Here is a 22,617-nt window from a genome sequence, read left to right as displayed (position 1 = left end):
TTCTTGCGCAGGGCTTTGCACCGCGGATATGCCCGGAAAATCAGGCGGCCAGACTAAGCCCGACCGCCCAGGCTGGCTTGGTAGGATTCCAGCTCTTTCATCAGCCCAAGGCCCGCGGGCACATCCAATCGGGCGCAAAACTCCTCCCAGATGGTGCCAAAGGGCAGGTCTTTGAACTCTTCGGTCAGCATGAAGCGTGTTGTATGGTCCAACGCCGTTTCCGCCGCCTTCAGCCGGTCAAGCGGCAACAACAGCGCGCGCAGCAGCGCCTTTTGCATGTTGCGGGTGCCAATCACCCAAGCGGCGGTCCGGCTGATCGTTGCATCAAAGAAATCCAGCCCGATATGGGTGCGCCCCAGCAGATTGGCGCTGACCAGCTCTTGCGCCATTGTCAGAATATCGTCATTCAGCAAGATGACATGGTCGCTATCCCAGCGCATTGGGCGCGACACATGCAGCAAGATCTCATCCAGCGAAAGCGACACGGCGCTCAGCTTGTCGGCGATGTTTTCCGTCGGGTGGAAATGGCCCATGTCAAGGCAAAGCAGGATTTGCTTGCGAATGGCGTAGCCGAGATAGAATTCATGGCTGCCAACGGTGCAAGCCTCAACCCCGATGCCAAACAGCTTGCTTTCGACCGCATCCAGCATATGGGCCTTGTCCTGGGGCGGGGCGAGCATTCTGTCCAGCGCGGCTTCCAGCCGGATGCGGGCAGCCATCCGGTCAATGGGCACATCCTTATACCCGTCCGGCACCCAGATATTGTTCACGCATGGCGTGCCAAGCGCGCGCCCCATCTGTGCCGCGATGTCGCGGCTGCGCCTGCCATGCTCAATCCAGAAATCACGAATGCCCGCATCGGGGTGCGACAGGGTCAGATTGTCATCGGCCTTGGCATGGGCAAAGAATGTCGGGTTGAAATCCAGCCCGATATTCTGGTCCTTCGCCCAATCCACCCAAGGGATGAAATGCTGAAACTCGATGGCATCACGCTCCACCGGCTTGGCGGTATCCAGATACATCGCGTGCAAATTCAGCCGGTGCGCGCCGGGAATATTGGCATAGGCAAATTCAAGGTCGGCACGCAACTCATCAGGTGTGCGCGCCCGGCCCGGATGGTTGCCGGTGGCCTGAATGCCGCCGCCCGACTGGCCGCTGCGTGCCTCAAAGCCGACAACATCATCGCCCTGCCAGCAATGCACGGAAATGGCAATGGTTTCCAGCCGGGCAAGGGCCGCCTCGACATCCACGCCCCAATCGGCGAACTGGTTCCTTGCGCTGTCAAATGCGGTCATGGTCTTCGCTCCTATCGCGTGAATGCCTGCACATTGCCTGCGTCGACATTGATGATGTTGCCCGTCGATTTTGACGAGCTGTCGGCCGCCAGAAAATATGCCGCCTCGGCAATATCTTCCGGAAAGACCGAGCGTTTGAGCAAGGAGCGCTGGCGATACATTTCCTCCAGCCCATCCTTGTCGGTGCCATAGGTGCCGGCGCGCTGGTCCAGCCATTCGCCTTCCCAGATTTTGGAGCCACGCAGCACCGCGTCCGGGTTCACCACATTGACCCGAATGCCGGCCTCTGCGCCTTCCAGCGCCAGGCAGCGCGCCAGATGGATTTCGCTGGCCTTGGCGGTGCAATAGGCCGAGGCATTGGGCGAGGCGGCCAGCCCGTTCTTGGAGGCGACAAAGATCACCGCACCCCCCATCTTCTGCACGCGCATCATCTTGAAGGCTTCGCGGCTGACCAGAAAATAGCCGGTGCTGAGAATCGACATATTCTTGTTCCACAGCGCCAGCGTCGTTTCTTCAACCGGGGCCGAGGAGGCGATGCCCGCATTGGACACCAGAATATCCACCCCGCCAAATTCCACAGCGGTATGCGCATAGGCGGCGGCAACCGCATCCTCATCGGTGACATTCATCACCACCGTGCGCAGAACATCGGCTCCGAACCTGGCTGTCAGCGTTTCGGCGGCGGTTTTCAGGCTGTCCTCGTTGATATCGGCCAGCATCACGCAAGCCCCTTCGGCCAGATAGCGCGCCGCCGTCGCCGCGCCAATTCCCCCGGCCCCGCCCGTTACCAATGCCACGCGCCCGGCCAGCGATTTCGGCCTGGGCATCCGTTGCAGCTTTGCTTCTTCCAGCAGCCAGTATTCGATGTCAAACGCCTCTTGTTCCGGCAGGCCGACATAGTCGCTCACCGCGGATGCGCCGCGCATCACATTGATCGCATTGACATAGAATTCGCCCGAGATGCGCGCGGTGGCCTTGTCTTTGGCAAAGGTCAACATGCCAACGCCCGGCACCAGATAGACCACGGCATTCGGGTCACGCAGGGCGGGCGAGTTGCCGTGCTTGCAGCGGTTGTAATAGGCGGCGTAATTGTCGCGATAATCCGCCACCTGTTGCGGCAGGCCGTCCAGAACGGCGTCGATATTGTTGGTTTGCGGCTCGAAATCCACCACCAGCGGGCAAATCTTCGTGCGCAGAAAATGGTCCGGGCAAGATGTGCCGAGCGCCGCCAGCGGCCGCATATTCCGGGCATTCACAAATTCCAGCACCGTGTCTGAATCGTTGAAATGGCCAACCATATGCTGCTGCCCCGACACAAGCCCGCGGATGACGGGCATCAGCCGTGCCGCCACGGCGCGGCGCGCCCCGGCTGGCAGGCTTTCGTGCTGTGCGCCGCCAAAGGCCGCAATTCCAGCGGTTTTCGCTTCCAGCCAGGCGGTCGCCTGATTGATGACATCAATCGTCATGTCATAACAGGATTTGGCGGTATCGCCCCAGGTGAACAGCCCGTGGCTTTCCAGCACCACACCATCGGCATCGGGGTTTTCTTCGCAGAACTTCCCAAGCCACAGGCCCAGCTCGAACCCCGGCTTTTTCCACGGCAACCAGCCGATCTTGTCGCCGAATATCTCGGCGGTGAGCTGTCTGGAGTTTTTCGAGGCCGCAATCGCGATAATTGCATCGGCATGGACATGGTCGACATGCTTGCGCGGCACATAGGCATGGAGCGGCGTATCAATCGAGGCGGCGCGACTGTTCAGATTGAAGGTGCAATGCGGCAGATAGCCGACCATTTCATCCTCAAAATCCACGCCACGATACAGCGGCTTCAGCGCCTCCAGCTTGTCCATATAAAGCGTGGCGAACCCGTCCATCTTGATCGAGCCGATATCGCCGCCCGAGCCTTTGACCCAAAGCACTTCAACCTGCTTGCCTGTCAGCGGGTCCGTCTCCATGACCTTGGCCGAGGTGTTTCCGCCACCATAATTCGTCACCCGCTTGTCAGACCCCAGAATGTTCGAGCGGTAAAGCAGCAGCTCTGATTCGCTCATCCCGGCGGCAATTTCCGCGTTCCAGCGGTTGTCGAGCAGCTGATTTTCTATCGGTTTCGGCATGAATTCCTCCTGGTCGGCATCGCTGCGCGTGTAAAAACTTTCCCTTAAACTGTCGCCGCTGCGTCGTTTTGTCAATCATAAACAGTCATAAGCAATCATGTTGCAGTGCAATATGATTGCTTATGATAAAAAATGATTGACTTGTGATCGGAATCGCGCAAACTTTTTCAGACAGGGGAGGACGAGATGCACGAAAAAGAGCGCCACAGGATCATTCTGTCTGCCGTTCAGGACCGCCCGGTCGTGACGGTGATCGACCTGTGCGGCCTGACGGGCGCATCCGAGGCCACGATCCGCCGCGATGTTGCCACGCTGCATATGCAAAAGAAACTTCGCCGCGTGCGGGGCGGGGCCGAGGCGATTACCCCGCCAAGCTTCATCGGGCTGGCGGGCCGCACCTTTGCGGTGAACGAGACCATGCGCATCAAGCAAAAGCAGGCGATTGCGCGGGCGGCTGTCGACATGTGCGCCGATGGCGAGCCGATCATCATCAATGGCGGCACGACCACCTTTCAAATGGTGCATCCGCTTGCTTCGCGCCGGTTGCAGGTCTTTACGAATTCCTTTCCGATTGCCGAACATCTGCTGAAGAATTCCAAGAATACGATCACGCTTTCGGGCGGCACGATCTACCGCGAACAGAACATCATCATTTCTCCCTTTGAAAATGACACGACGCGCAACTTCTATGCGCGCCGCATGTTCATGGGGGCCCAGGGCCTTGGCCCGCTCGGGCTGATGGAGGCCGATCCGCTGCTCATTCAGGCAGAACAGAAGCTGATGGGCCAGGCCGATGAGCTGGTCGTTCTGGTTGACAGCACGAAATTCGAAAACCGGTCAAGCCTTGTGCTTTGTGCGCTTGGCCGGATCGACACAGTGATCACCGATGAGGGGATCTCTGACAAGGCAGCCGCCATGCTTGATGCGGCTGAAGTGACGCTGATCGTCGCCCGACAGGGTGGCAACCGGCAAGAGGAGGAAGCCGCCTCATAGGCGGGAGCTATCAATTCAAACCACTGGGAGAGCTAACATGAAACGTCGAACTTTCACTACACTTGCCGCAAGCCTTGGCCTTGTTGCAAGCATGATGGGCAGCAGCGCGCTGGCCCAGGACCCTGTGCGCATCGCGGTTGTCGTCAAAGCCCTTGGCATCGGCTTTTTTGAGGCCGCCGCGCGCGGGGCCGAGGAAGCCGCCGCCGAGCTTGGCAATGTCGAGATCATCTATACCGGCCCGACCGACACAACCGCCGAAGGCCAGATCGAAGTGATCAACGCGCTGATCGCGCAGGGCGTGGATGCGATTGCCATTTCCGCAAACGATACCGATGCGCTTGTGCCGGTTTTGCAGCGCGCAATGCAGCGTGGCATCACCGTTATTTCGTGGGATTCCGGTGTGGCGGAAGCTGGCCGTCAGGTGCATCTGAACCCGTCGTCCAACGCGCTGATCGGCAATATGATCATCAAGCTTGCCGCCGATCATCTGCCCGATGGCGGCCAGGTGGCTGTTCTGTCGGCCTCGGCAACCGCCACAAACCAGAATACCTGGATTGCGGAAATGAATGCCGTGATGGGCAACTATCCCGGCATCGACGTGGTTGCCACGGTTTATGGCGATGACCTTGCCGACAAATCCTACCGCGAAGCCATTGGCCTCATGCAGGCCTATCCCGATCTGGACGCGATTATCGCGCCAACATCGGTGGGCATCGTGGCTGCCGCGCAGGCCGTTGTGGATGCAGGCCGCGTGGGTGAGGTGAATGTCACCGGCCTTGGCCTGCCCTCGGAAATGGCGGGCGCAATCGAGGCGGGCGCGTCGCAGTCCTTTGCCATCTGGAACCCGATCGACCTTGGCTATTCCGCGACGATGATCGCCTATGCCCTGGCCACCGGCGCCGCCACGGCTGAACCCGGCGCATCCATTCCGATGGGGCGCATGGGCACATTGGTTCTGGATGAGACCAATTCCGGCGCAATGGCCGACCCGTTCGTCTATGACGCCTCGAATATCGAAGAGTTCAAGTCGATCTTCTAAGCCACCTCCCGACTCCCGGCGCGCCTGTCGCGCCGGGTTTTTCCAAACCCCCGGAAACCCCATCATGGCACAAACCAACCTGGCCCTTGCTGAACGCCCCGCCATGCCGGTGATTGCCCTGGATGGGATTACCAAAACCTTCCCCGGCGTGACCGCGCTGTCAAAGGTTGCGCTGCAACTTTATCCCGGTCAGGTCACTGCGCTTGTCGGTGAAAACGGCGCGGGCAAGTCGACCGTCGTAAAAATCCTGACAGGGATTTACCAGCCGACCGACGGCCAGATTCTGGTCGATGGCGCGCCTGTGCATTTTGCCACAGCGCATGACGCCGCAGCCGCCGGTGTTACCGCAATCCATCAGGAAACGGTGTTGTTCGATGAGCTGTCGGTTGCCGAAAACATCTTCCTTGGCCATGCCCCGCGCGGCCGGTTCGGGCTGATAGACTGGGCCGAAATGCGCCGCCGCGCCGCCGCCATTCTGGATGAAATCGGTGCCAGGCTCGACCCGGCCGCCAAGCTGCGCGACCTTGGTATCGCCAATAAACATATGGTCGCCATAGCGCGGGCTTTGTCGATTGATGCGCGCGTGGTCATCATGGATGAGCCGACTGCCGCGCTCAGCCACAAGGAAATTCAGGAGCTTTACGAGCTTGTCGAAAAGCTCAAATCCCAGAACAAGGCGATTTTGTTCATCAGCCACAAATTCGATGAAATCTTCCGGATTGCCGATCGTTACACCGTGTTTCGCGACGGCCAGTTCATTGGTGACGGTCAGATTGACGCCATCACAAAAGACGAGCTTGTGCATATGATGGTTGGCCGCGATGTCAGCCAGATCTTCCCGGATCGCAGCAAATCGCTGGGCGATGAGGTGCTGGCCATTGCCGATTTCAGCCACCCGACCGAGTTTGCCGATATCGGCTTTACGCTGCGCCGCGGTGAAATCCTTGGCTTTTATGGCCTGGTCGGCGCGGGCCGGTCGGAATTCATGCAGGCGCTGTTCGGCATAACCCGCCCCGCCAGCGGCAGGGTGCAGATTGCGGGCAAGCCGGCCACGATCCGCTCGCCTGCCGATGCGGTGGCCAATGGCATTGTCTATGTGCCGGAAGATCGTGGCAGACAGGGGGCGATTACCGCGCTGCCGATCTTTCAGAATGTCACGCTGCCAAGCCTGCACAAAACCTCGCGCCGGGGTTTTCTGCGCCTGGCCGAAGAATTCAAGCTGGCGCGCGAATACACCGCCCGGCTGGATTTGCGCGCCGCCTCGCTTGATACCAATGTCGGCAATCTGTCGGGGGGCAACCAGCAGAAAGTTGTCATCGCCAAATGGCTGGCCACCCAGCCCAGGGTGATCATCCTGGATGAGCCCACCAAGGGCATTGATATCGGCTCCAAGGCTGCCGTGCATGAGTTTATGGCGGAACTGGCCGCACAGGGCCTGGCTGTGATCATGGTCAGCAGCGAAATTCCGGAAATTCTGGGCATGTCGGACCGAGTGATCGTCATGCGCGAAGGCCGGATGGTTGCAGAACTGGCCAATGACACGCTGACCCCTGAAACCCTTGTCCGCCACGCAGCCGGCATTTGATAAAGGTGCGATGACATGCTGAAACGGCTTCTTTCATCCCGCGAAACCCTGCTTTTCGCCGCTATCGCAGCACTGCTGGGGCTGATCGCCACGCGCTTTCCGGGCTTTGTGACCCCAAGCAGCCTGGCGGGTGTGCTGAATGACACATCGCCGCTGATTTTGCTGGCCATCGGGCAGATGATTGTCATCCTCACCAAATGTATCGACCTGTCTGTCGCCGCCAATCTGGCGCTGACCGGCATGGTCGTCGCCATGCTGAACACCGCCTTTCCCGGCCTGCCGATGGTCTTCATCCTTGCAGTTGCCATTGGCCTTGGCACCTTGCTTGGCATGTTCAATGGCATTCTGGTCTGGAAACTCAACATCCCGCCCATTGTTGTTACCCTTGGCACGATGACCATTTTCCGGGGCGTCATTTTCCTGATTTCCGATGGCAAATGGGTCAACAGCCATGAGATGAGCGCCGCGTTCAAGGCCCTGCCGCGCGGTGTGTTCGCCGGGCTGCCGATGCTCAGCTGGGTGGCAATCGCGGCGGTCATCCTGTTCACCGTGGTCATGACCCGCACAACGCTTGGCCGTTCGTTCTATGCGGTGGGCGGCAACCCACATGCGGCCACCTATACCGGCATCAATGTTGGCAAAACGCAGTTCTGGGCCTTTACCATTTCGGGCGCATTGGCCGGGTTGACAGGGTATTTATGGGTGTCACGCTATGCTGTGGCCTATGTCGATATTGCAGGCGGGTTTGAACTGGACGTGGTCGCCGCCTGCGTCATTGGCGGCATATCGATTGCGGGCGGGTTGGGCACGGTCGGCGGCGCGGTGCTGGGGGCGCTCTTTCTTGGCGTCATCAAGAACGCATTGCCCGTCGTCAATATTTCACCCTTCTGGCAGTTGGCCATTTCCGGCTCTGCCATCATCATCGCGGTCGCCCTGAATGCACAGGCCAGCCGCAAGAAGGGCCGCATCATCCTCAAATCAGCGGAGCAAGCGGCATGAGCCTGAGCGAACGCCATATCCCCGACCGCCTGCAATCAACCCTGCAACGCCGGCTGAAAAGCTGGGAAACGCTGCTCTTGTTGGTGGCGATAACCATTTTCATCGCCAACAGCCTTGCCTCGCCCTATTTTCTGAACGCCTGGAACCTGTCGGACGCGACCTTCAACTTCACCGAAAAGGCGATGATTGCCTTTGCTATGGCGCTGCTGATCATTTCTGGCGAGATCGACCTCTCGGTCGCCGCGATCATTGCGCTTGCCTCTACCGCGATGGGGGCGGCGGTGCAAATGGGCGCCGGTGTGCCGGTGCTTGTTCTTGTCGGGCTCGGCACGGGGCTTGTTTGCGGTGCGTTCAACGGGTTCCTTGTTACCGGAATGGGGCTGCCCTCTATCGTTGTGACCATCGGCACGATGAGCCTGTTTCGCGGCATCAGCTATGTGGTGCTGGGCGATCAGGCCTATGGGGGCTACCCGGCCGAATTTTCATTCATTGGCCGCGGCTATGTCTATTGGGTCATCTCGTTTGAACTGGTGCTGTTTGCGATCATCGCGCTGATTTATGGCATCGTGCTGCACAAGACCAATTTCGGCCGTGCGGTCTATGCCATTGGCAACAACCCGACCGGCGCGCTGTTTTCAGGCATTCGGGTGGCTCGGGTCAAATTCATCCTGTTCCTTCTTACCGGCCTGATGGCCGGGGTTGCCGCGGTCTGCCTCACCTCGCGCCTCGGCTCGACCCGGCCCTCTATCGCGGTGGGGTGGGAGTTGGAGGTGATCACAATGGTGGTGCTTGGCGGTGTGAACATACTTGGCGGTTCGGGCACCATTCCGGGGGTTGTCATTGCGGCCTTTGTCATGGGGCTGGTCACTTTCGGGCTTGGCCTGCTGAACGTGCCGGGCATTGTCATGTCGATTGTCATCGGCGCGCTGCTGATCGGCGTAATCGCCTTGCCCCGGCTTTGGGCCATGCGGAGGCGCTGATGCAGAAATATGCCTTCAAGATGCAACTGAACCCCGGCTGCAAGGATGAATATATCCGCCGCCATGATGCGATCTGGCCAGAGCTTGCCGCCCTGCTGAAAAATGCCGGGGTTTCGGACTATTCAATCCATCTGGACGAGGAAACGCATAGTCTGTTCGGCGTGTTGTGGCGCAGCGACGATCATGGAATGGACAGGCTGCCAGGAACCGAAATCATGCAGAAATGGTGGGCGTATATGGCCGATATCATGCAGACCCATCCCGATAACCAGCCGGTTGTGACCGACCTGACCCAGGTTTTCCATTTGCCATGAAAGGGCATGTCGCGGTTATTGATATTGGCAAAACCAACGCCAAACTGGCGCTGGTCGCGCTTGAAACCCTGTCGGAAATCGCCGTCATTACCCGCCCCAACACCGTTCTTGCCGGCCCGCCCTATCGGCATTTCGATGTGGAGGGTCATTGGGCATTTCTGCTGGACGGGCTTGCCGGTTTCAACGCCGCCCACGGGATTGATGCCATTGTCGTCACCACCCACGGCGCGGCTGCGGCGCTGATTGGTGCTGACGGGCAGCTTGCCGCCCCGGTGCTTGACTATGAAGACAAGGGGCCAGAGACGAGTGCCGCCGCCTATAACGCCATTCGTCCGGCATTTGCGCAATCCGGCTCGCCCCGGCTTGGCATGGGGCTGAATATTGGCGCGCAACTGTTCTGGCAGTTTGAAGCCGACCCGACGCTGAAATCCCGCGTGCAGCACATCGTCACCTATCCGCAATATTGGGGGTTTCGCCTGACAGGCGTGGCGGCGAGCGATGTCACCTCGCTTGGCTGCCACTCCGATTTGTGGAACCCGTTTGAACGGCGGTTTTCATCGCTCGTCGATCGGCTCGATATTTCCGGCAGGCTCGCCCCGGCCCGTCCGTCCGGCGATGTTCTTGGCCCCATCCTGCCCGAGCTGGCTGCGCAAACCGGCCTGCCTGCCAGCACACCCGTTTATTGCGGCATCCATGATTCCAACGCATCGCTTTTGCCGCATCTGCTTGCACAAACTGCACCGTTCAGCGTGGTGTCCACCGGCACATGGGTTATTGCGATGGCGATAGGCGGTGGCCCTTTCGTGCCAGACCCGGCGCGCGATACACTGATCAACGTCAATGCCTTTGGCGATCCGGTCCCGTCTGCGCGTTTCATGGGCGGGCGGGAATATGACATGGCAATCGGCGCGGGCTGCGCGGCACCGACAGAGGGCGACATCGCCGCAATCCTTGACAGCGGCACAATGCTGCTGCCGGCGCTCACCCCTGAAACCGGCCCGTTCATCGGCGCGCTTGCCCGGTGGATTGGCGCCGAACCCGCGCCCGGGTCTGGCCAGCGCGCGGCGGCGATCGGCTTTTACCTTGCGCTGGTCACCGCGCGCTGTCTTGCGCTCATCCAGCATCGTGGCGATATCATCGTCGAAGGCCCGTTTGCACGAAACCGCTGCTTTCTGGATATGCTCGGCGCGACGACGGGCGCGCCAATCCGCCTGTCAGCCAATGCAACCGGCACCGCACAGGGTGCGGCACTTTTGGCAAAACCCGTTGGGGTCAGGCCCAAGGCACCAATGCCCAAAACCCATCAGCCTGGCTTGATGACCAACCGGATGACAGCCTATGCGCAACGCTGGGTGGCGCGCACATGGCCCGGACCGGCCATTTGACCGCTTCTTGAAAACGGAATGCCGCATGTCGACTTTGAGGCGGTGCTGCACGCGGGGTGGCGGTTTGGTGGCTGCGGGAATACAGGCGCTTGGTGGAATTCATTCACCCGAACCCTGACGGGACGTGTCAACAGAAGCGCAGGTGCAACGCATGGCGCGCAGATCTTGCTGCAGATCCTGCTGTCTGGCAGCCGCCAATGCCTGAACTGTCGTTTATGGGTCTGCACATCAGGGCAAACGGGCCCGCATGAAACAGATTCCGCGTCGCAGCCAAAGCGGCCAGTCAGGGTTCTGGCCGCTGGTTCACGCCTTTTGCCTTTGGTTGCCGGAATCCCAGACCGGGCGGTCCAACAGTGTAAAGGCGCGGCGTTCGCCGAGGATGACGATCTCCAGCTTTTGTGTTGCCGCCGGGTCGATATAGGCGAAGGCAAGGCTTTTGCCCGTGGCATGGCCATAACCGCCCGAGGTGCAGACACCCACGACGCGGTCGCCCTGTAAAATGGCCTCGCCGCCATAGGCATCGCAATCGGTCGCAGCAATCTCGCCGTAAACCAACTTTGTTGAAATGCCCTTGGCGCGCAACGCCTCGGTTGCGGCACGGCCGCGAAAATCTCCTTTTTCAGGGGCGTAAAAGCGGGTGCTGGCGGCTTCCAGCAGGGTGATCTCGTTGGTCAACTCGCTGCCCATACCGCAATAGGCTTTCTCCATGCGCAGGGAATTCACCGCCAGCCCGCCGAAATCGGCGATACCATGCGTTGCGCCCGCGGCAATGATGGCAGTGTAAAGCCGCGCCAGTTCCGCCATCGGTGTGTGCAATTCCCACCCCAATTCGCCCATATAGTTGACCCTCAGCGCGCGGACCGGAATGCCGGCACATATAGTTTCCTGCCCCGAAAGCCAGCGGAAACGGGCGTTGCTCAGGTCTGCATCGCTCAGCGGGGCCAAAACGTCACGCGCCCTTGGCCCGGCCACCACCAGCATACCCAAAGCCTCGGTAAGGTTGGTGATGGTAACATCGGCCCCGGCCGCGCGGTGCAAATGGTCCAGTGCCTGGCGTTCAGCGTCCGCACCGGTCAGCACATAGAAATGGTCATCCGCCAGCCGGGTGATGGTCCACTCACCCTCGATGCGCCCGTTTTCCGACAAGACATGCGTCAGCTTGATGCCACCTTGCCTTGAGGGCAGGCGGTTGGCGGTGATGCGGTCGAGCAATGCCGCAGCCCCCGCACCTGTCACATCGATCTTGGCAAAGCTCGACAGGTCCATGATGCCCACGCGTTCGCGCACCGCGCGGCATTCGGCGGCGACAAGCTCAAAGGTAGTGTTGCGGCGGTATTGCAGGTTTTCGGCAAAGCCTTCGGGGGCGAAATATTTGGGCCGCTCCCACCCATCGACTGCGGTAAAGACCGCTCCCTTTGCCTTGAGCAGTGCGTAAAGCGGGGTAACGCGGGCTGGCCTGCCGGCATTGTTCTCGCGCCCCGGTAGTGGGGTTTCAAACATCTCATGATAATCGGCAAAGCTTTTGGCGCGTGTATAGCTTTGGTCGGCATAGGCCCCAAAACGGCGCGGATCGACCGATGCCATGTTGATCTCGCTATCGCCATGCACCATCCATTGGGCCAGATACTTGCCAGCCCCGCCACCCTGCGCAATGCCGATGGACGCGCCGCAACACTGCCAGAAATTGCGCAACCCTGCTGCTGGCCCCAGCAGGGGGTTGCCATCGGGCGTATGCGGGATGGCCCCGTTGATAATACGTTTGATGCCCGCATTGGCAAAGATCGGCATCCGCTCCATCGCCTTTTCAAGCCAGGGCGCGATGCGGTCCAGATCGCCCTCAAAAAGCTCGTTCTCGCTGTTCCAGTCCGGATATCCGCCCCGGGCCGCCCAGGCTTCCTGGCTGCCGAAATGCTCGTAAATGCCGATCAGCCCGGCCTTTTGTTCCTGCCGGTAATAACCAGCCGTTGCAGGGTCGCGCATGACGGGCAGCTCGACCTCTGAGTCTTTGAACTCCTCCAGCGGTTCGGTCACCAGATATTGGTGCTGCATATTCGTGATGGGCGTATCAACCCCCAGCCATTTGCCAACCTCGCGCGCGTAGCACCCGGCTGCGTTGACCAGATGTTCGCAGGTAATCTCGCCCTGTTCGGTAGCCACACGGTATTCGCCCGAGGGTAAAGGTGTGACCCCCGTCACGCGGTTGCGGCGGATGATCGTCGCCCCCATCTGCCGCGCGCCCGCAGCCAGGGCGTTGCAGGCGCTTGACGGGTCTACATGCCCGTCCAGATTGGTCCATGCCCCCGCCAGAATGCCATCGGTCTTGATCCAGGGGTTCAGTTCCCTGATCCGCGCGGGGCTGATCACCTCCATATGAAAGCCGATATTGGCCGAAAAACCGGCGACATGGCGAAACCAGTCCACCTCTTCCGGGGTCGTTGCCAGCCTGATGCCGCCACAGCCATGCCAGCCAGCCGGCTGGCCGGTGATACTCTCCAGCCTGGGGTAGAGCGTGTTGGAATAATGGTGGATCTTGGCCATGTTGTAATTGCCAATGAAGCTGGGGCATTGCCCGGCGGCGTGCCAGGTCGAGCCGCTGGTCAGCTCGCCCTTCTCGATAAGCACGGTATCGCTCCAGCCTTCCTCGGCCAGATGGTAAGCCAGCCCCGCACCCATCATGCCGCCGCCAATAATCACAACTTTCGCATGGGTTTGCATGGCTTTATCCTTTCAGGTCTGGCGTTACCAGATGCCGTTATGCGGGCGCATACGCTGTTGTGGCAGGATGATGTTATAGGCGCTGCGCAAGGCCGCGTCGACACTGGCAGGGATATGGTCGGGGTAATGGCTGCCCAGCAATTTGCGCACAGTGTCACGCGCCACGTCGCGCGCATCGCGGCTGCCTGCCTCTTCCCACACGCTTATCGCACGACGGTCGGCGATCTGGGGGTAAAGATAGTCGGATTTCATGCGCGCAAAGGTTTGCGGGTGGCCCAGATAATGCCCTTCGCCCTTTACAACGCCACGGATCACATCAAAGCTGAGCGCGTCTTCGGAAACTTCGATCCCCCGCACCGTGCGCAGGATGGCGCCGACCAGGTCATTGTCCAGCACATAGCTTTCAAGGCTCGTGCCCATCAGCGAGCCGTGCATCCCCGCGCATTCGTGGATCATCGTTGCACCCGCAAGCGCGGCAAGCGATATGGTATAGCCCTTTTCACCGCCGGCCTGAAAATCGGGCAGCTTGCTATCGGTCATGCCCGCGGGCACCGAGTTTGGAAGATCGTAGAACCCCGCCATCTGGGCGCACGCCGCCGAAAGCAGCGCCTGTTCGCCAGACCCGCCCGACATGGCGCCCGTGCGCAGGTCGGAAACAAAGGGCCATGTGGCAAAGATGCCCCGGCAATTCGGGTCGATAATGTTGCACAAAACCAGCCCGGCAAGCACTTCGGCACAGGCCTGTGCCACCGCCCCCGCAAGGGCGGCAGGGGCCGTTGCCCCCGCCTGGCCTGCCGAAACCAGAAGGATAGGCATTCCCGCCAGCACAGCCGCCTCCAGCGCGTCACAGCTTTCGGTGGCAAAGCGCATGGGCGGGACGACATGGCAGCACACGGCGGTGCAAAACGGGCGCGCGCGGTATTTACCTTCGCCGCCTGCTACGGCATCAAGCATCGGGATAACTGCGCGCACGCTGGCACTGTCGGTATAGCTTACGGCGATAGATTTTGTGGTGCCCGACAGGCAGGCATAGGTCGTGTTGATATCCAGATCGAGAATGGTCTGCGCATCACGCGCCACGACAGAGCGGTGATACCAATGGATATTGTCGAGCTGATCGACCAGCCGCGCGATGTCGTAAAGGTCGCTGACCGTGCTTTCACGATATTTGCCGCTGTCAAAATCCATGATCGTGGGTGCCGCGCCACCTGTGCCCATGTGAACGCGCTTGCCGCCGATTTCAATGTCATGGCGCGGGTCGATCCCGTGCAGGGTGAATTTGCGCCGTGACCGCGCGATGACATCCTCGACCAGCGCGCGCGGAAAATGCAGCCGCCCGTCGTCATCCATCCAGCAGCCCGCTGCCAGCGCGCGCGCTTCAAGCGTCGGGGTGATCTGGCTCAGGCCAAGTTCTTCGAGCAATTGCAGAACCAGATCGTGAATGCGCTGCATTTCGGCATCGGTCAGGGGTTTGTAATGCCCGCCGGTCATGCCCGCCGCGACAGGGGGGCGCAGGGGCGCAGCCTCAACCCCTCCGCGCGAACGACGCCCGCTTCGCTGCACAGTGGCCAGGGACATGGCAAAACCCTTTCAATGAGGTGGCATCATCATTGCGCGGGCAAAAAGGTCGCTCAAACGGTAATTATGAATGCTACGCATTCCGCCAGATCATGCGAAACCGGCGCGCGCCGGAACTTCTTCCATGATCCATTCAAAGAAATGGCGAACCGAAGGGTCCTGCATCCGTGTTGCTGTTGCGCCGATATGGTAGACATTCCGGGTTTCCAGCACCTTTTCAACGGGGCAAACCAAGCGCCCGTCGGCCAGCATCTCATCGGTGATATAGCTCCATCCCAGGGCTATCCCGCGCCCGGATTCCGCGCCTTGAAGCGCCATCGGGTAGCTGTTGAGGCGAATGCCCTTGCGTTGGGGCTGGGCGGTCACGCCCTGCCTGGCAAGCCATTTCCCCCAATCGACCGCGCCCCAGATATTCCCGCCGCCATCCAGATGCAGCAAGGTCTGTGCCAGCAGGTCCTGCGGGGTCTTGAGTTCCGGATGCGCGCGCAGATAGCCGGGGCTGCACACAGGATAGACCCGCTCGCCAAACAACGGTCGGGTTTCCAGCCCATCCCAGCCGCCTTCGCCAAAAAGCACGGCAATATCGGCATCACCCCTGGTCAGATCAACCATCTGGTCAGATGCAAGAATGCGCAGATCGATTGCGGGAAACCGTTCGCTGAACCGTTCGAGCCGCGGCATCAGCCAGTAATAGGAAAACGCAACCGAAGCCGCGACCGTTATTTGCGGCGTATCAACCGCGGCGCGCAATGCGCCCAGGCAAAGCGCAATTTCATCCAGCCCGCGGGTGACGGCGTCAAACAGCCTCTGGCCCTCAGCGGTCAATTCAATCGCGCGGTGCTTTCGGCGAAAGAGCTGCCGGCCGATATTTGCCTCCAGCCCCTTGATCTGGCGGCTCACGGCGCTTTGCGTCAGGCAAAGCTCGTCTGCGGCGCGCGTAAAGCTAAGCCAGCGCGCGACCGCCTCGAAGGTGTGAAGCTGCGACAGGGCCGGGAGATGATACTTCTTCAACCGCAGCATCCTTTTGCAAAGCGGGTGGGTCCCCGAAATTGCGCGTGATGAAACCATGCCAAATCTGCGCCAATCGGTGCCGGCATGGCAAGTGCAATCGCGCCGGTGGTTTGCCCGGGTAACACCTGCCGCTCTTGCGCCCATTGCCCGAGGCCACGGTCGCAGTCGTGGCTTTTCGCGGCCGATATGATCCGCGCGCTAGGCGCTCAGGCCGGCAAAGGATGTGATGCCCGTGCCTTCTGCCTGTCGTTTGGCGGAATATGCCGTGAACATGGCTATGGCGGCCGGGTTCTCCCATTCGGACAGGCCTTTGCGGTAGCTCGGGCGCTGTTTCATGCGTTCAAACCATTTGGCAAGATGTGCCGTGCGCTGAAACGGCCAGCCCATCAGCTGAAACCGATGCGCATTCGGCATCCAGGCCACGTCTTCCAGTGACATCTGCTCGCCAGCCAGAAACACCCGCCCGTCGCTTAGCCGCGCGTCCAGAAATTCGAAATCATCGCGGGTCCGGGCAACGGCCTGTTCTATGCGATCACGGTCAAATCCGGCGGCAAAATCGCGGTGGAAGCTGGTCAGCCAGGCATTCTTGTGGTTGCGCTGAAAGGCTTGCACAGCCGCGTCGGGCTTGGCCGGTGCGCCGCGAAACAGGAATTCGAAGGTCAACAGCTTCAGGTCTGCCTGGGCCGCATCGGCCCTTGCCAGAATCTCGTGAGAGGCGGCCTTCATCAACGGGCTGTCTTTGCCCGCGACATGCTGAATGATATCGATGCTTTCGATGATCAGATGCCCGTTATCGACCAAAGCCGGCACAACCCCTTTCGGATGGATGGCCTGATAGGCCTCGGAGGCATGTTCGCCACGCTCCAGGTTGACCTCGTGGCTTTCAAAATTCTGGCCGGTTTCGGCCATAACAATGCGAACGCGCTGCGAGCAGCTCGACATGGGCGCGTGCCAAAGATGCAGGCCTGTCAGGGCCTTCAGGCTTTGGTCCTGGGGTTCAATTTCCGGCATTTCTCTCCTTAAAAGGCGACCTTGTCGCCCCCTTTGAGGTCTAGAATTTCGCGGGCTTCGTCGGGTGTTGCCACCTCGCAGCCCAGATCCTCGACAATGCGGCGGATCTTGGCAACCTGCTGGGCGTTGCTTGTGGCGATCTTGCCGCGCGAAATAAACAGGCTGTCCTCCAGCCCAACGCGCACATGGCCGCCCATCTGGCTGGCGGTCGTGGCCAGCGACATCTGCGCACCACCCGCTCCAAGCACCGACCAGCGATAATCATCGCCGAACAACCGGTCGGCCGTGCGCTTCATGAAGACAAGGTTGTCAACCTCCGGCCCGATGCCGCCCAGAATTCCGAAAATGAACTGGATAAATACCGGTGCCTTGAACAGGCCGATATCCATGCAGAATTTCAGGTTATAGAGATGCCCGACATCATAGCATTCATGCTCGAATTTCACACCATGCGGTGCCAGCGTTTCGGCCGCTTCCTTGATGTCGCGGAATGTGTTGCGAAAGATGTTGCCGTCGGAATTTTTGACGTAATCCTTTTCCCAATCAAACTTCCAGTCGTCATCGCCATAGCGCTGGGCAAGCGGATGAAAGGAAAAGTTCATCGACCCCATGTTCATGGAACACATTTCCGGCGAGAACGTCTTGGCCGGGGTGATACGGTCCTGGATGGACAGGGTCAGCGAGCCGCCGGTCGAAATGTTGACAACGGCATCCGAAGCCTGCTTGATCCGTGGCAGGAAAGGTTGGAAATCCTTGACATCGACAGATGGCGCGCCGGTTTCATTGTCGCGCGCATGAAGATGCAGGATCGCGGCGCCGGCCTCGGCAGCCTCCATCGCCTGACGCGCGATATCGTCATAGGTATAGGGCAGGGCGTCCGACATGGTCGGCGTGTGAATGGCACCTGTGATGGCGCATGTGATGATTGTCTTGGTTTTCTTGGCCATGAATTCAGTCCGCCAGTTTGTCATTTTGCCGAACACGGTAGCTCAGCGGGAAAAGTTGAAGGTCAAATCGTGCGCGAATGAGGCCCCAAACGCCTTTGGGCGCCTTGAGCATCACAACAATCGCCACAATGCCCAGAACGATCAGGTAGATCGTGCCCAGATCGGCGAGCGTTTCGCGCAAGGCAAAGAAGATCAGCGTGCCGATGATCGGCCCCTCGATCGTGCCGATGCCGCCAATCACGACGATGAAGATCACAAAGGCCGTCCAGTCGTTCACGCTGAAGGCCGCATCCGGCGAGATGCGGAGTTTTTGCAGAAAGATCAGCGCGCCAACCAGTGTCGTCAGCCCAGCGGTAACGACATAGACCACGAATTTTGTCCGCCAGATATCAATCCCGAGCGAGCCTGCCGCCAGTTCGTTGTCGCGAATGGCGGTCAGCGCCAGACCGTTGCGCGAGCGCAGGAACAGATATACCGCCGCGATTACCAGCACCGCCATGCCAAGCGCCAGCCAATAGCTGAGTGCTTCGCGCCCATCGCGCGACTCTGCCAGTGATCTGACGATATCCACGGGCAATGATGAACCCGACCCGCCGCCCAGGCTCGACATCTGCGCGAATGACAAACGAAAGATCTCGGCAAAGACCCAGGTGCCAATCGCAAAATAGGCGCCCCGCAGACGGAAGATGAGAACGGCCATCGGCACGGCCAAAAGCGCGCCCAGAATACCAGCCGCGCATATGGCGACGATCGGGGGCAGCCCGCCAAAGATTGTCAGGGCGAACAACATGTAGCCGCCAAAGCCGACAAAGGCTTGCTGGCCCACCGATACAAGGCCCGCATAGCCCGCCATCAGGTTCCAAAGCGATGCCAGCGCCAGATACAGGAAAATCTCGCCCATCAGGCGCATGTCGGCCCGCCCCGCCCACCACGGTGCCGCGATCAGCAGCACCAGTATCAGGGCGCCAAGAATGGCCGCGATACGCGCCGCCTGAGACCCGCGCGATACGATATGATTTTGAACGCTCATCCCGATATCCTCGGGAAAAGACCCCTCGGCCGCACGGCCAGGATCAGCAGGAACACGATATGGCCGGACAGAACCTGCCAGCCCGGGTCGATCTTGGCGCCGATGGTCTGGGCTACGCCCAGAATGACCCCGCCCGCCAATGTCCCCCAAAGGTTCCCAAGGCCACCGATGATCACGGCCTCAAACCCGAAGATCAGGCGACCGCCGCCGACGGAAGGGTCAAAACTGGTGCGAATGCCCAGCAAAATGCCGGCAATCGCGGTCACAGCAAGCGCCAGTGCCATTGCAAGGCCGAAGATATGCCTGCGGTTCAACCCCATCAGCTGTGCGATATCCTGATTGTCGGATACGGCGCGGAAGGCGCGGCCAAGGGATGTGCGATAGAAGGTCCATTGCAGCCCCCAGATCACGGCAACCGCCATTGCGAATGTCAGAACGGGCAGCATCCCAACTGTCAGGCCGGCCACATCGAAGCTGGCGGTTTCCAGCACCCCGGCATCCATTTTCTGCGGGTCAGCCGTATAGATTTCGAGCAAACCGTTTTGCAAGATGACAGACAGGCCGAATGTGACCAGCAGCGGCGGCAGCAGATCGTCGCCCAAAGTCTGGTTCAAGATGCCGCGTTGCAGCGCATAGCCGATCAACCCCATTGCGGGCACGACCAGCAACAGCGCCATCAACGGGTGAATACCCAGCACCGCTGTTACGCTCAGGCCAAGATAGGCCGCCAGAATGATCAGGTCTCCATGCGCGATATTGACAAGGCGCATGACCCCGAAAATCAATGACAGTCCCGCCGCGAACAGCGCATAAAGCCCGCCCAGCAAGGTGCCCTGCACAATCGCATTCAGCCATTCCATGTCATTCTATCCCGAAATAGGCGCGCGAAATTTCGGCGCGCGCAATTTTGTCCGATTGCCCTTCAAGCGAAACGCGCCCCTCTTGCAGGCAGTAAACCCGCGACGACACCGACAGCGCCTTGGAAATATCCTGTTCCACGATCATCGCGCTCATGCCTTCGCCGATAATTCCGGGAAGCGCGTCATAAATGTCCTTGATGATGATCGGAGCAAGGCCGAGGCTGATTTCATCGAACAGGATCAAATCGGGGTTCGCCATCAGCGCACGCCCGATTGCCACCATCTGCTGTTGGCCGCCGGACAGGGCCGTGGCGGGGACATGGCGGCGGTCTTTCAGAATCGGAAACAGCTTTTGCACCGCGGTCAAGTTCCACGGCCCCTTGCGGCCAACCTGCCCGCCGATCATCAGGTTCTCTTCAACACTCAGCGAGGGGAACAACTGCCGCCCTTCGGGAACCATTGCAATGCCAAGCGATGCCACCTCGTCGGCGCGAAACCTGCTGATGTCTTTCCCACGGTAGCTGATCTGCCCCGCCGCGTTTTTCAGCAGGCCGGTGATCGAGCGCATCAGCGTGGTTTTGCCCGCGCCATTCGCGCCGATAATCGCCAGAACCTCGCCCTCGGCGACCGTCATATCCACGCCATAGAGCGCCTGAAAATCGTTGTAATGGGCGTTCAGCCCCCGCATGGAAAGAAGCGCCTTATCCATCGACATCAATCCCCAGATAAATTTCTTGCACTTGCGGGCTGGCCATAATCGCCTGCGGCGCGCCCTCGGCGATTTTCTTGCCAAAATCGATCACGATCAGCCGGTCCACAACGGCCAGAAGCGCGTGAACCACATGTTCGATCCAAATGATGGTGACACCGGAGGCATGGATGTCCTTGATGGTCTGCACCAGCGAGGCGCATTCGGCTTCGGTCAGGCCGCCGGCGATTTCGTCAAGCAAAAGCAGCCTTGGTTTGGCACAAAGCGCGCGGGTCAGTTCCAGGCGCTTGCGCTCCAGCAATGTCAGGCGGCCAGCAAGAGTATTGGCCTTTGGCAGCAGTTCGGTCTGGTCCAGAACCTCCAGACAAAACCGCTCGGCCTGAGCGCCGTGCAGCCTGGCCGCCTGCGTGGCGGCGATCATCGCGTTTTCAAACACCGTCATGCCCGAAAAAGGCTGCGGCACCTGAAAGCTGCGCGCAACCCCCGCACGGCACCGTCGGGCCGAGGACAGCGCGGTAATGTCGTGACCGTCAAACCAGACCTGCCCGCGATCGGGCGCCAGCGTGCCGGTGATCAGGTTGAACATCGAGGTTTTGCCCGCGCCATTCGGCCCGATTACCCCAAGCGCCTCGCCCTGCACAACGTCATAGCTGAGCTGGTCGGCCACCGTGACGGCGCCGAAAGATTTCTGAACTGAATTCAGCCGCAGCAAAGCCATGATATTCTTTCAAACGGGAAGTTGGGGCGGCGCATAAACGCCGCCCATTGTCGTTAGCCAAGCAGCTTGAGTTCGCCCGTCAGCGGAATATGCGGCTGGCCGGCATTTGCAACGATCTTGAGATCGAAGCCATCGCCCGCTTTCTGCCACTGGCCTGCAACAAGCGGTGTCTTGGTGACATTGTTGATCGGGCCATTGTCCCAGTTCACATTGCCCACAATCGTATCAAGGTTCGTTGACGCAATCGCCGCAACAATGGCTGCCGGATCCTCAAGATCCTCGGACCGTTGGACAACATCGGCGACCACCTCGAACAGCGCATGTTTGAACCCGATAGGCTGTGTCCAGGGCCGCCCGGTTGCCGAGGTGTAGCCCGCCGTCAGATCGCGCGCGCTGACCCCGGTCAGCGAAGAGGAGAACGGATGATCAGGTGACCACCAGACCTCGGTCGTCAGCCCGTCACCACGCGCGCCAAGGCTTTCGATAACCGAAGGGAACAGCAGCGCCTTGCCAATGGTCACAATCTTCGGATTGAAGCCCTGCTGCGCTGCCTGCGCCCAGAATGTCGCGAAATCAGGTGGGATCATATTGCCAGTGACAATCGTGCAGCCCGCTTCTTTGAAGGCGGCAATCTGGTTTGAGAAATCATCGGTCAGGGGCTGGTAACGGCCCGGATCGGTGATTGTATAGCCCGCCGCCGTCATTGCCGGTGGCAGGCCGTTCTGCGCATCGCCAAAGGCATTGCCATCGGCGTCATTGGGGAACATGCCCGCAACCTGTGTGCCGACATCAACGCCGCCCCACATGCCCAATGTCGCGGCGATCCAGTCTTCGATTCCGAAGAAGAAGTGATAGGTGCTTTGGAACCCCACGCCCGGCACGCCGCTGCGCCCAAAGAAATACGGCTGCCAGGGGCTATCGGTGCTGATGCAGGGCACGTCGTTGATTTCTGCCTGATCCGCCACGGGGTTGACCGTATCCGGCGTTGAGGCTGCGACGATGATGTCGACCTCGTCACCCAGAATCAGATCGGCCGCGACTTCCGCGGCGCGGTTGGGGTTGGACTGGCTGTCCTTGCTGATGATCTCGATATTCCAGGCGCGGCCATTGTTTTCCAGGCCTCCTGCAAAGGCCTCTTGGATGCCCGCGATGATATGGTCATCCGCCTCGGCAAAGGCGGCCAAAGGGCCAGTCCGCGGGCTGACATGACCAACGCGCAGCGTTGGCGATTGTGCATAGGCCCGGGTTGATGACAGGATGGCGGGTGCTGCCAATGTGGCGGCGGTTCCGGCCAGAAAGATCCGGCGTGTCGGTTGATTGCGTCTCATGTGGGT

The 22,617-nt window shown here is 60.0% G+C and carries 19 protein-coding genes; 7 read left to right on the top strand and 12 right to left on the bottom strand.

Going from position 1 to position 22,617, the window contains the following annotated elements; translation table 11 throughout:
* Positions 1-53: 53 nt before the first annotated feature.
* Entirely contained in the window at positions 54-1,295 is a 1,242-nt protein-coding gene (locus LGT41_RS02890) for an L-rhamnose isomerase (RefSeq protein WP_274128530.1), read from the bottom strand.
* An 11-nt stretch (positions 1,296-1,306) separates the two neighbouring features.
* Positions 1,307-3,409 carry a bifunctional rhamnulose-1-phosphate aldolase/short-chain dehydrogenase gene (locus LGT41_RS02885; protein WP_274128529.1) on the bottom strand — a complete coding sequence of 701 codons (2,103 nt, stop codon included), beginning with the start codon at positions 3,407-3,409 and terminating at the stop codon, positions 1,307-1,309.
* 186 nt (positions 3,410-3,595) lie between these two features.
* On the opposite strand from LGT41_RS02885, the gene LGT41_RS02880 reads away from it, so the two are divergent.
* The 7 genes from LGT41_RS02880 (at position 3,596) to LGT41_RS02850 (ending at position 10,704) form a co-directional block, all read left to right on the top strand.
* Positions 3,596-4,402, top strand: a complete 807-nt coding sequence (locus tag LGT41_RS02880; protein WP_274128528.1) for a DeoR/GlpR family DNA-binding transcription regulator — start codon at positions 3,596-3,598, stop codon at positions 4,400-4,402.
* Positions 4,403-4,439: 37 nt separating this feature from the next.
* Positions 4,440-5,441 (top strand): rhamnose ABC transporter substrate-binding protein, encoded by a 1,002-nt coding sequence (gene rhaS, locus LGT41_RS02875; protein WP_274128527.1) that lies wholly within the window; start codon positions 4,440-4,442, stop codon positions 5,439-5,441.
* 64 nt (positions 5,442-5,505) lie between these two features.
* Positions 5,506-7,026: a sugar ABC transporter ATP-binding protein gene (locus LGT41_RS02870; protein WP_274128526.1), complete on the top strand. Its 1,521-nt coding sequence runs from the start codon at positions 5,506-5,508 to the stop codon at positions 7,024-7,026.
* 15 nt (positions 7,027-7,041) lie between these two features.
* Positions 7,042-8,025 (top strand): ABC transporter permease, encoded by a 984-nt coding sequence (locus LGT41_RS02865; RefSeq protein WP_274128525.1) that lies wholly within the window; start codon positions 7,042-7,044, stop codon positions 8,023-8,025.
* Complete coding sequence (locus LGT41_RS02860) at positions 8,022-9,005, top strand: ABC transporter permease (RefSeq protein WP_274128524.1); 984 nt, start codon at positions 8,022-8,024, stop codon at positions 9,003-9,005. Before LGT41_RS02865 ends, LGT41_RS02860 begins: the two co-directional genes overlap by 4 nt.
* Positions 9,005-9,319 carry an L-rhamnose mutarotase gene (gene rhaM / locus LGT41_RS02855; RefSeq protein ID WP_274128523.1) on the top strand — a complete coding sequence of 105 codons (315 nt, stop codon included), beginning with the start codon at positions 9,005-9,007 and terminating at the stop codon, positions 9,317-9,319. Before LGT41_RS02860 ends, rhaM begins: the two co-directional genes overlap by 1 nt.
* Entirely contained in the window at positions 9,316-10,704 is a 1,389-nt protein-coding gene (locus LGT41_RS02850; RefSeq protein WP_274128522.1) for an FGGY-family carbohydrate kinase, read from the top strand. Before rhaM ends, LGT41_RS02850 begins: the two co-directional genes overlap by 4 nt.
* Before the next feature lie 303 nt (positions 10,705-11,007).
* Here the strand turns inward: LGT41_RS02850 and LGT41_RS02845 are convergent, their stop codons facing one another.
* The 10 genes from LGT41_RS02845 to LGT41_RS02800 form a co-directional block, all read right to left on the bottom strand.
* Positions 11,008-13,419, bottom strand: coding sequence for an FAD-dependent oxidoreductase (locus LGT41_RS02845; RefSeq protein ID WP_274128521.1), 2,412 nt, complete (start codon positions 13,417-13,419; stop codon positions 11,008-11,010).
* Between the two features lie 24 nt (positions 13,420-13,443).
* Positions 13,444-14,997 carry a trimethylamine methyltransferase family protein gene (locus tag LGT41_RS02840; RefSeq protein WP_274128520.1) on the bottom strand — a complete coding sequence of 518 codons (1,554 nt, stop codon included), beginning with the start codon at positions 14,995-14,997 and terminating at the stop codon, positions 13,444-13,446.
* Between the two features lie 90 nt (positions 14,998-15,087).
* Positions 15,088-16,008, bottom strand: coding sequence for a LysR substrate-binding domain-containing protein (locus LGT41_RS02835; RefSeq protein WP_274128519.1), 921 nt, complete (start codon positions 16,006-16,008; stop codon positions 15,088-15,090).
* A gap of 198 nt (positions 16,009-16,206) precedes the next feature.
* Positions 16,207-17,019, bottom strand: a complete 813-nt coding sequence (locus LGT41_RS02830; RefSeq protein ID WP_274128518.1) for a glutathione S-transferase family protein — start codon at positions 17,017-17,019, stop codon at positions 16,207-16,209.
* Between the two features lie 8 nt (positions 17,020-17,027).
* The gene (gene kce / locus LGT41_RS02825) at positions 17,028-17,966 is read right to left on the bottom strand and encodes a 3,5-dioxohexanoate:acetyl-CoA acetone transferase (RefSeq protein ID WP_274128517.1); all 939 of its coding nucleotides are present in this window, start codon (positions 17,964-17,966) and stop codon (positions 17,028-17,030) included.
* A gap of 4 nt (positions 17,967-17,970) precedes the next feature.
* Entirely contained in the window at positions 17,971-18,996 is a 1,026-nt protein-coding gene (locus LGT41_RS02820) for a branched-chain amino acid ABC transporter permease (RefSeq protein WP_274128516.1), read from the bottom strand.
* A complete protein-coding gene (locus LGT41_RS02815) occupies positions 18,993-19,856 on the bottom strand; it encodes a branched-chain amino acid ABC transporter permease (RefSeq protein ID WP_274128515.1) in 864 nt (287 codons plus the stop codon). Before LGT41_RS02815 ends, LGT41_RS02820 begins: the two co-directional genes overlap by 4 nt.
* A 1-nt stretch (position 19,857) precedes the next feature.
* Positions 19,858-20,565 carry an ABC transporter ATP-binding protein gene (locus tag LGT41_RS02810; protein ID WP_274128514.1) on the bottom strand — a complete coding sequence of 236 codons (708 nt, stop codon included), beginning with the start codon at positions 20,563-20,565 and terminating at the stop codon, positions 19,858-19,860.
* Positions 20,558-21,283 carry an ABC transporter ATP-binding protein gene (locus LGT41_RS02805; RefSeq protein WP_274128513.1) on the bottom strand — a complete coding sequence of 242 codons (726 nt, stop codon included), beginning with the start codon at positions 21,281-21,283 and terminating at the stop codon, positions 20,558-20,560. The genes LGT41_RS02810 and LGT41_RS02805 overlap by 8 nt, the downstream gene beginning before the upstream one ends.
* 53 nt (positions 21,284-21,336) lie before the next feature.
* The gene (locus LGT41_RS02800; protein ID WP_274128512.1) at positions 21,337-22,611 is read right to left on the bottom strand and encodes an ABC transporter substrate-binding protein; all 1,275 of its coding nucleotides are present in this window, start codon (positions 22,609-22,611) and stop codon (positions 21,337-21,339) included.
* Positions 22,612-22,617: the final 6 nt, after the last annotated feature.

The sequence above is a fragment of the Abyssibius alkaniclasticus genome, assembly GCF_020447305.1.
Lineage (GTDB): Bacteria > Pseudomonadota > Alphaproteobacteria > Rhodobacterales > Rhodobacteraceae > Abyssibius > Abyssibius alkaniclasticus.
The sequence above is the reverse complement of the archived record's forward strand: the minus strand, read 5'-3'. Positions and strand labels throughout refer to the sequence as shown.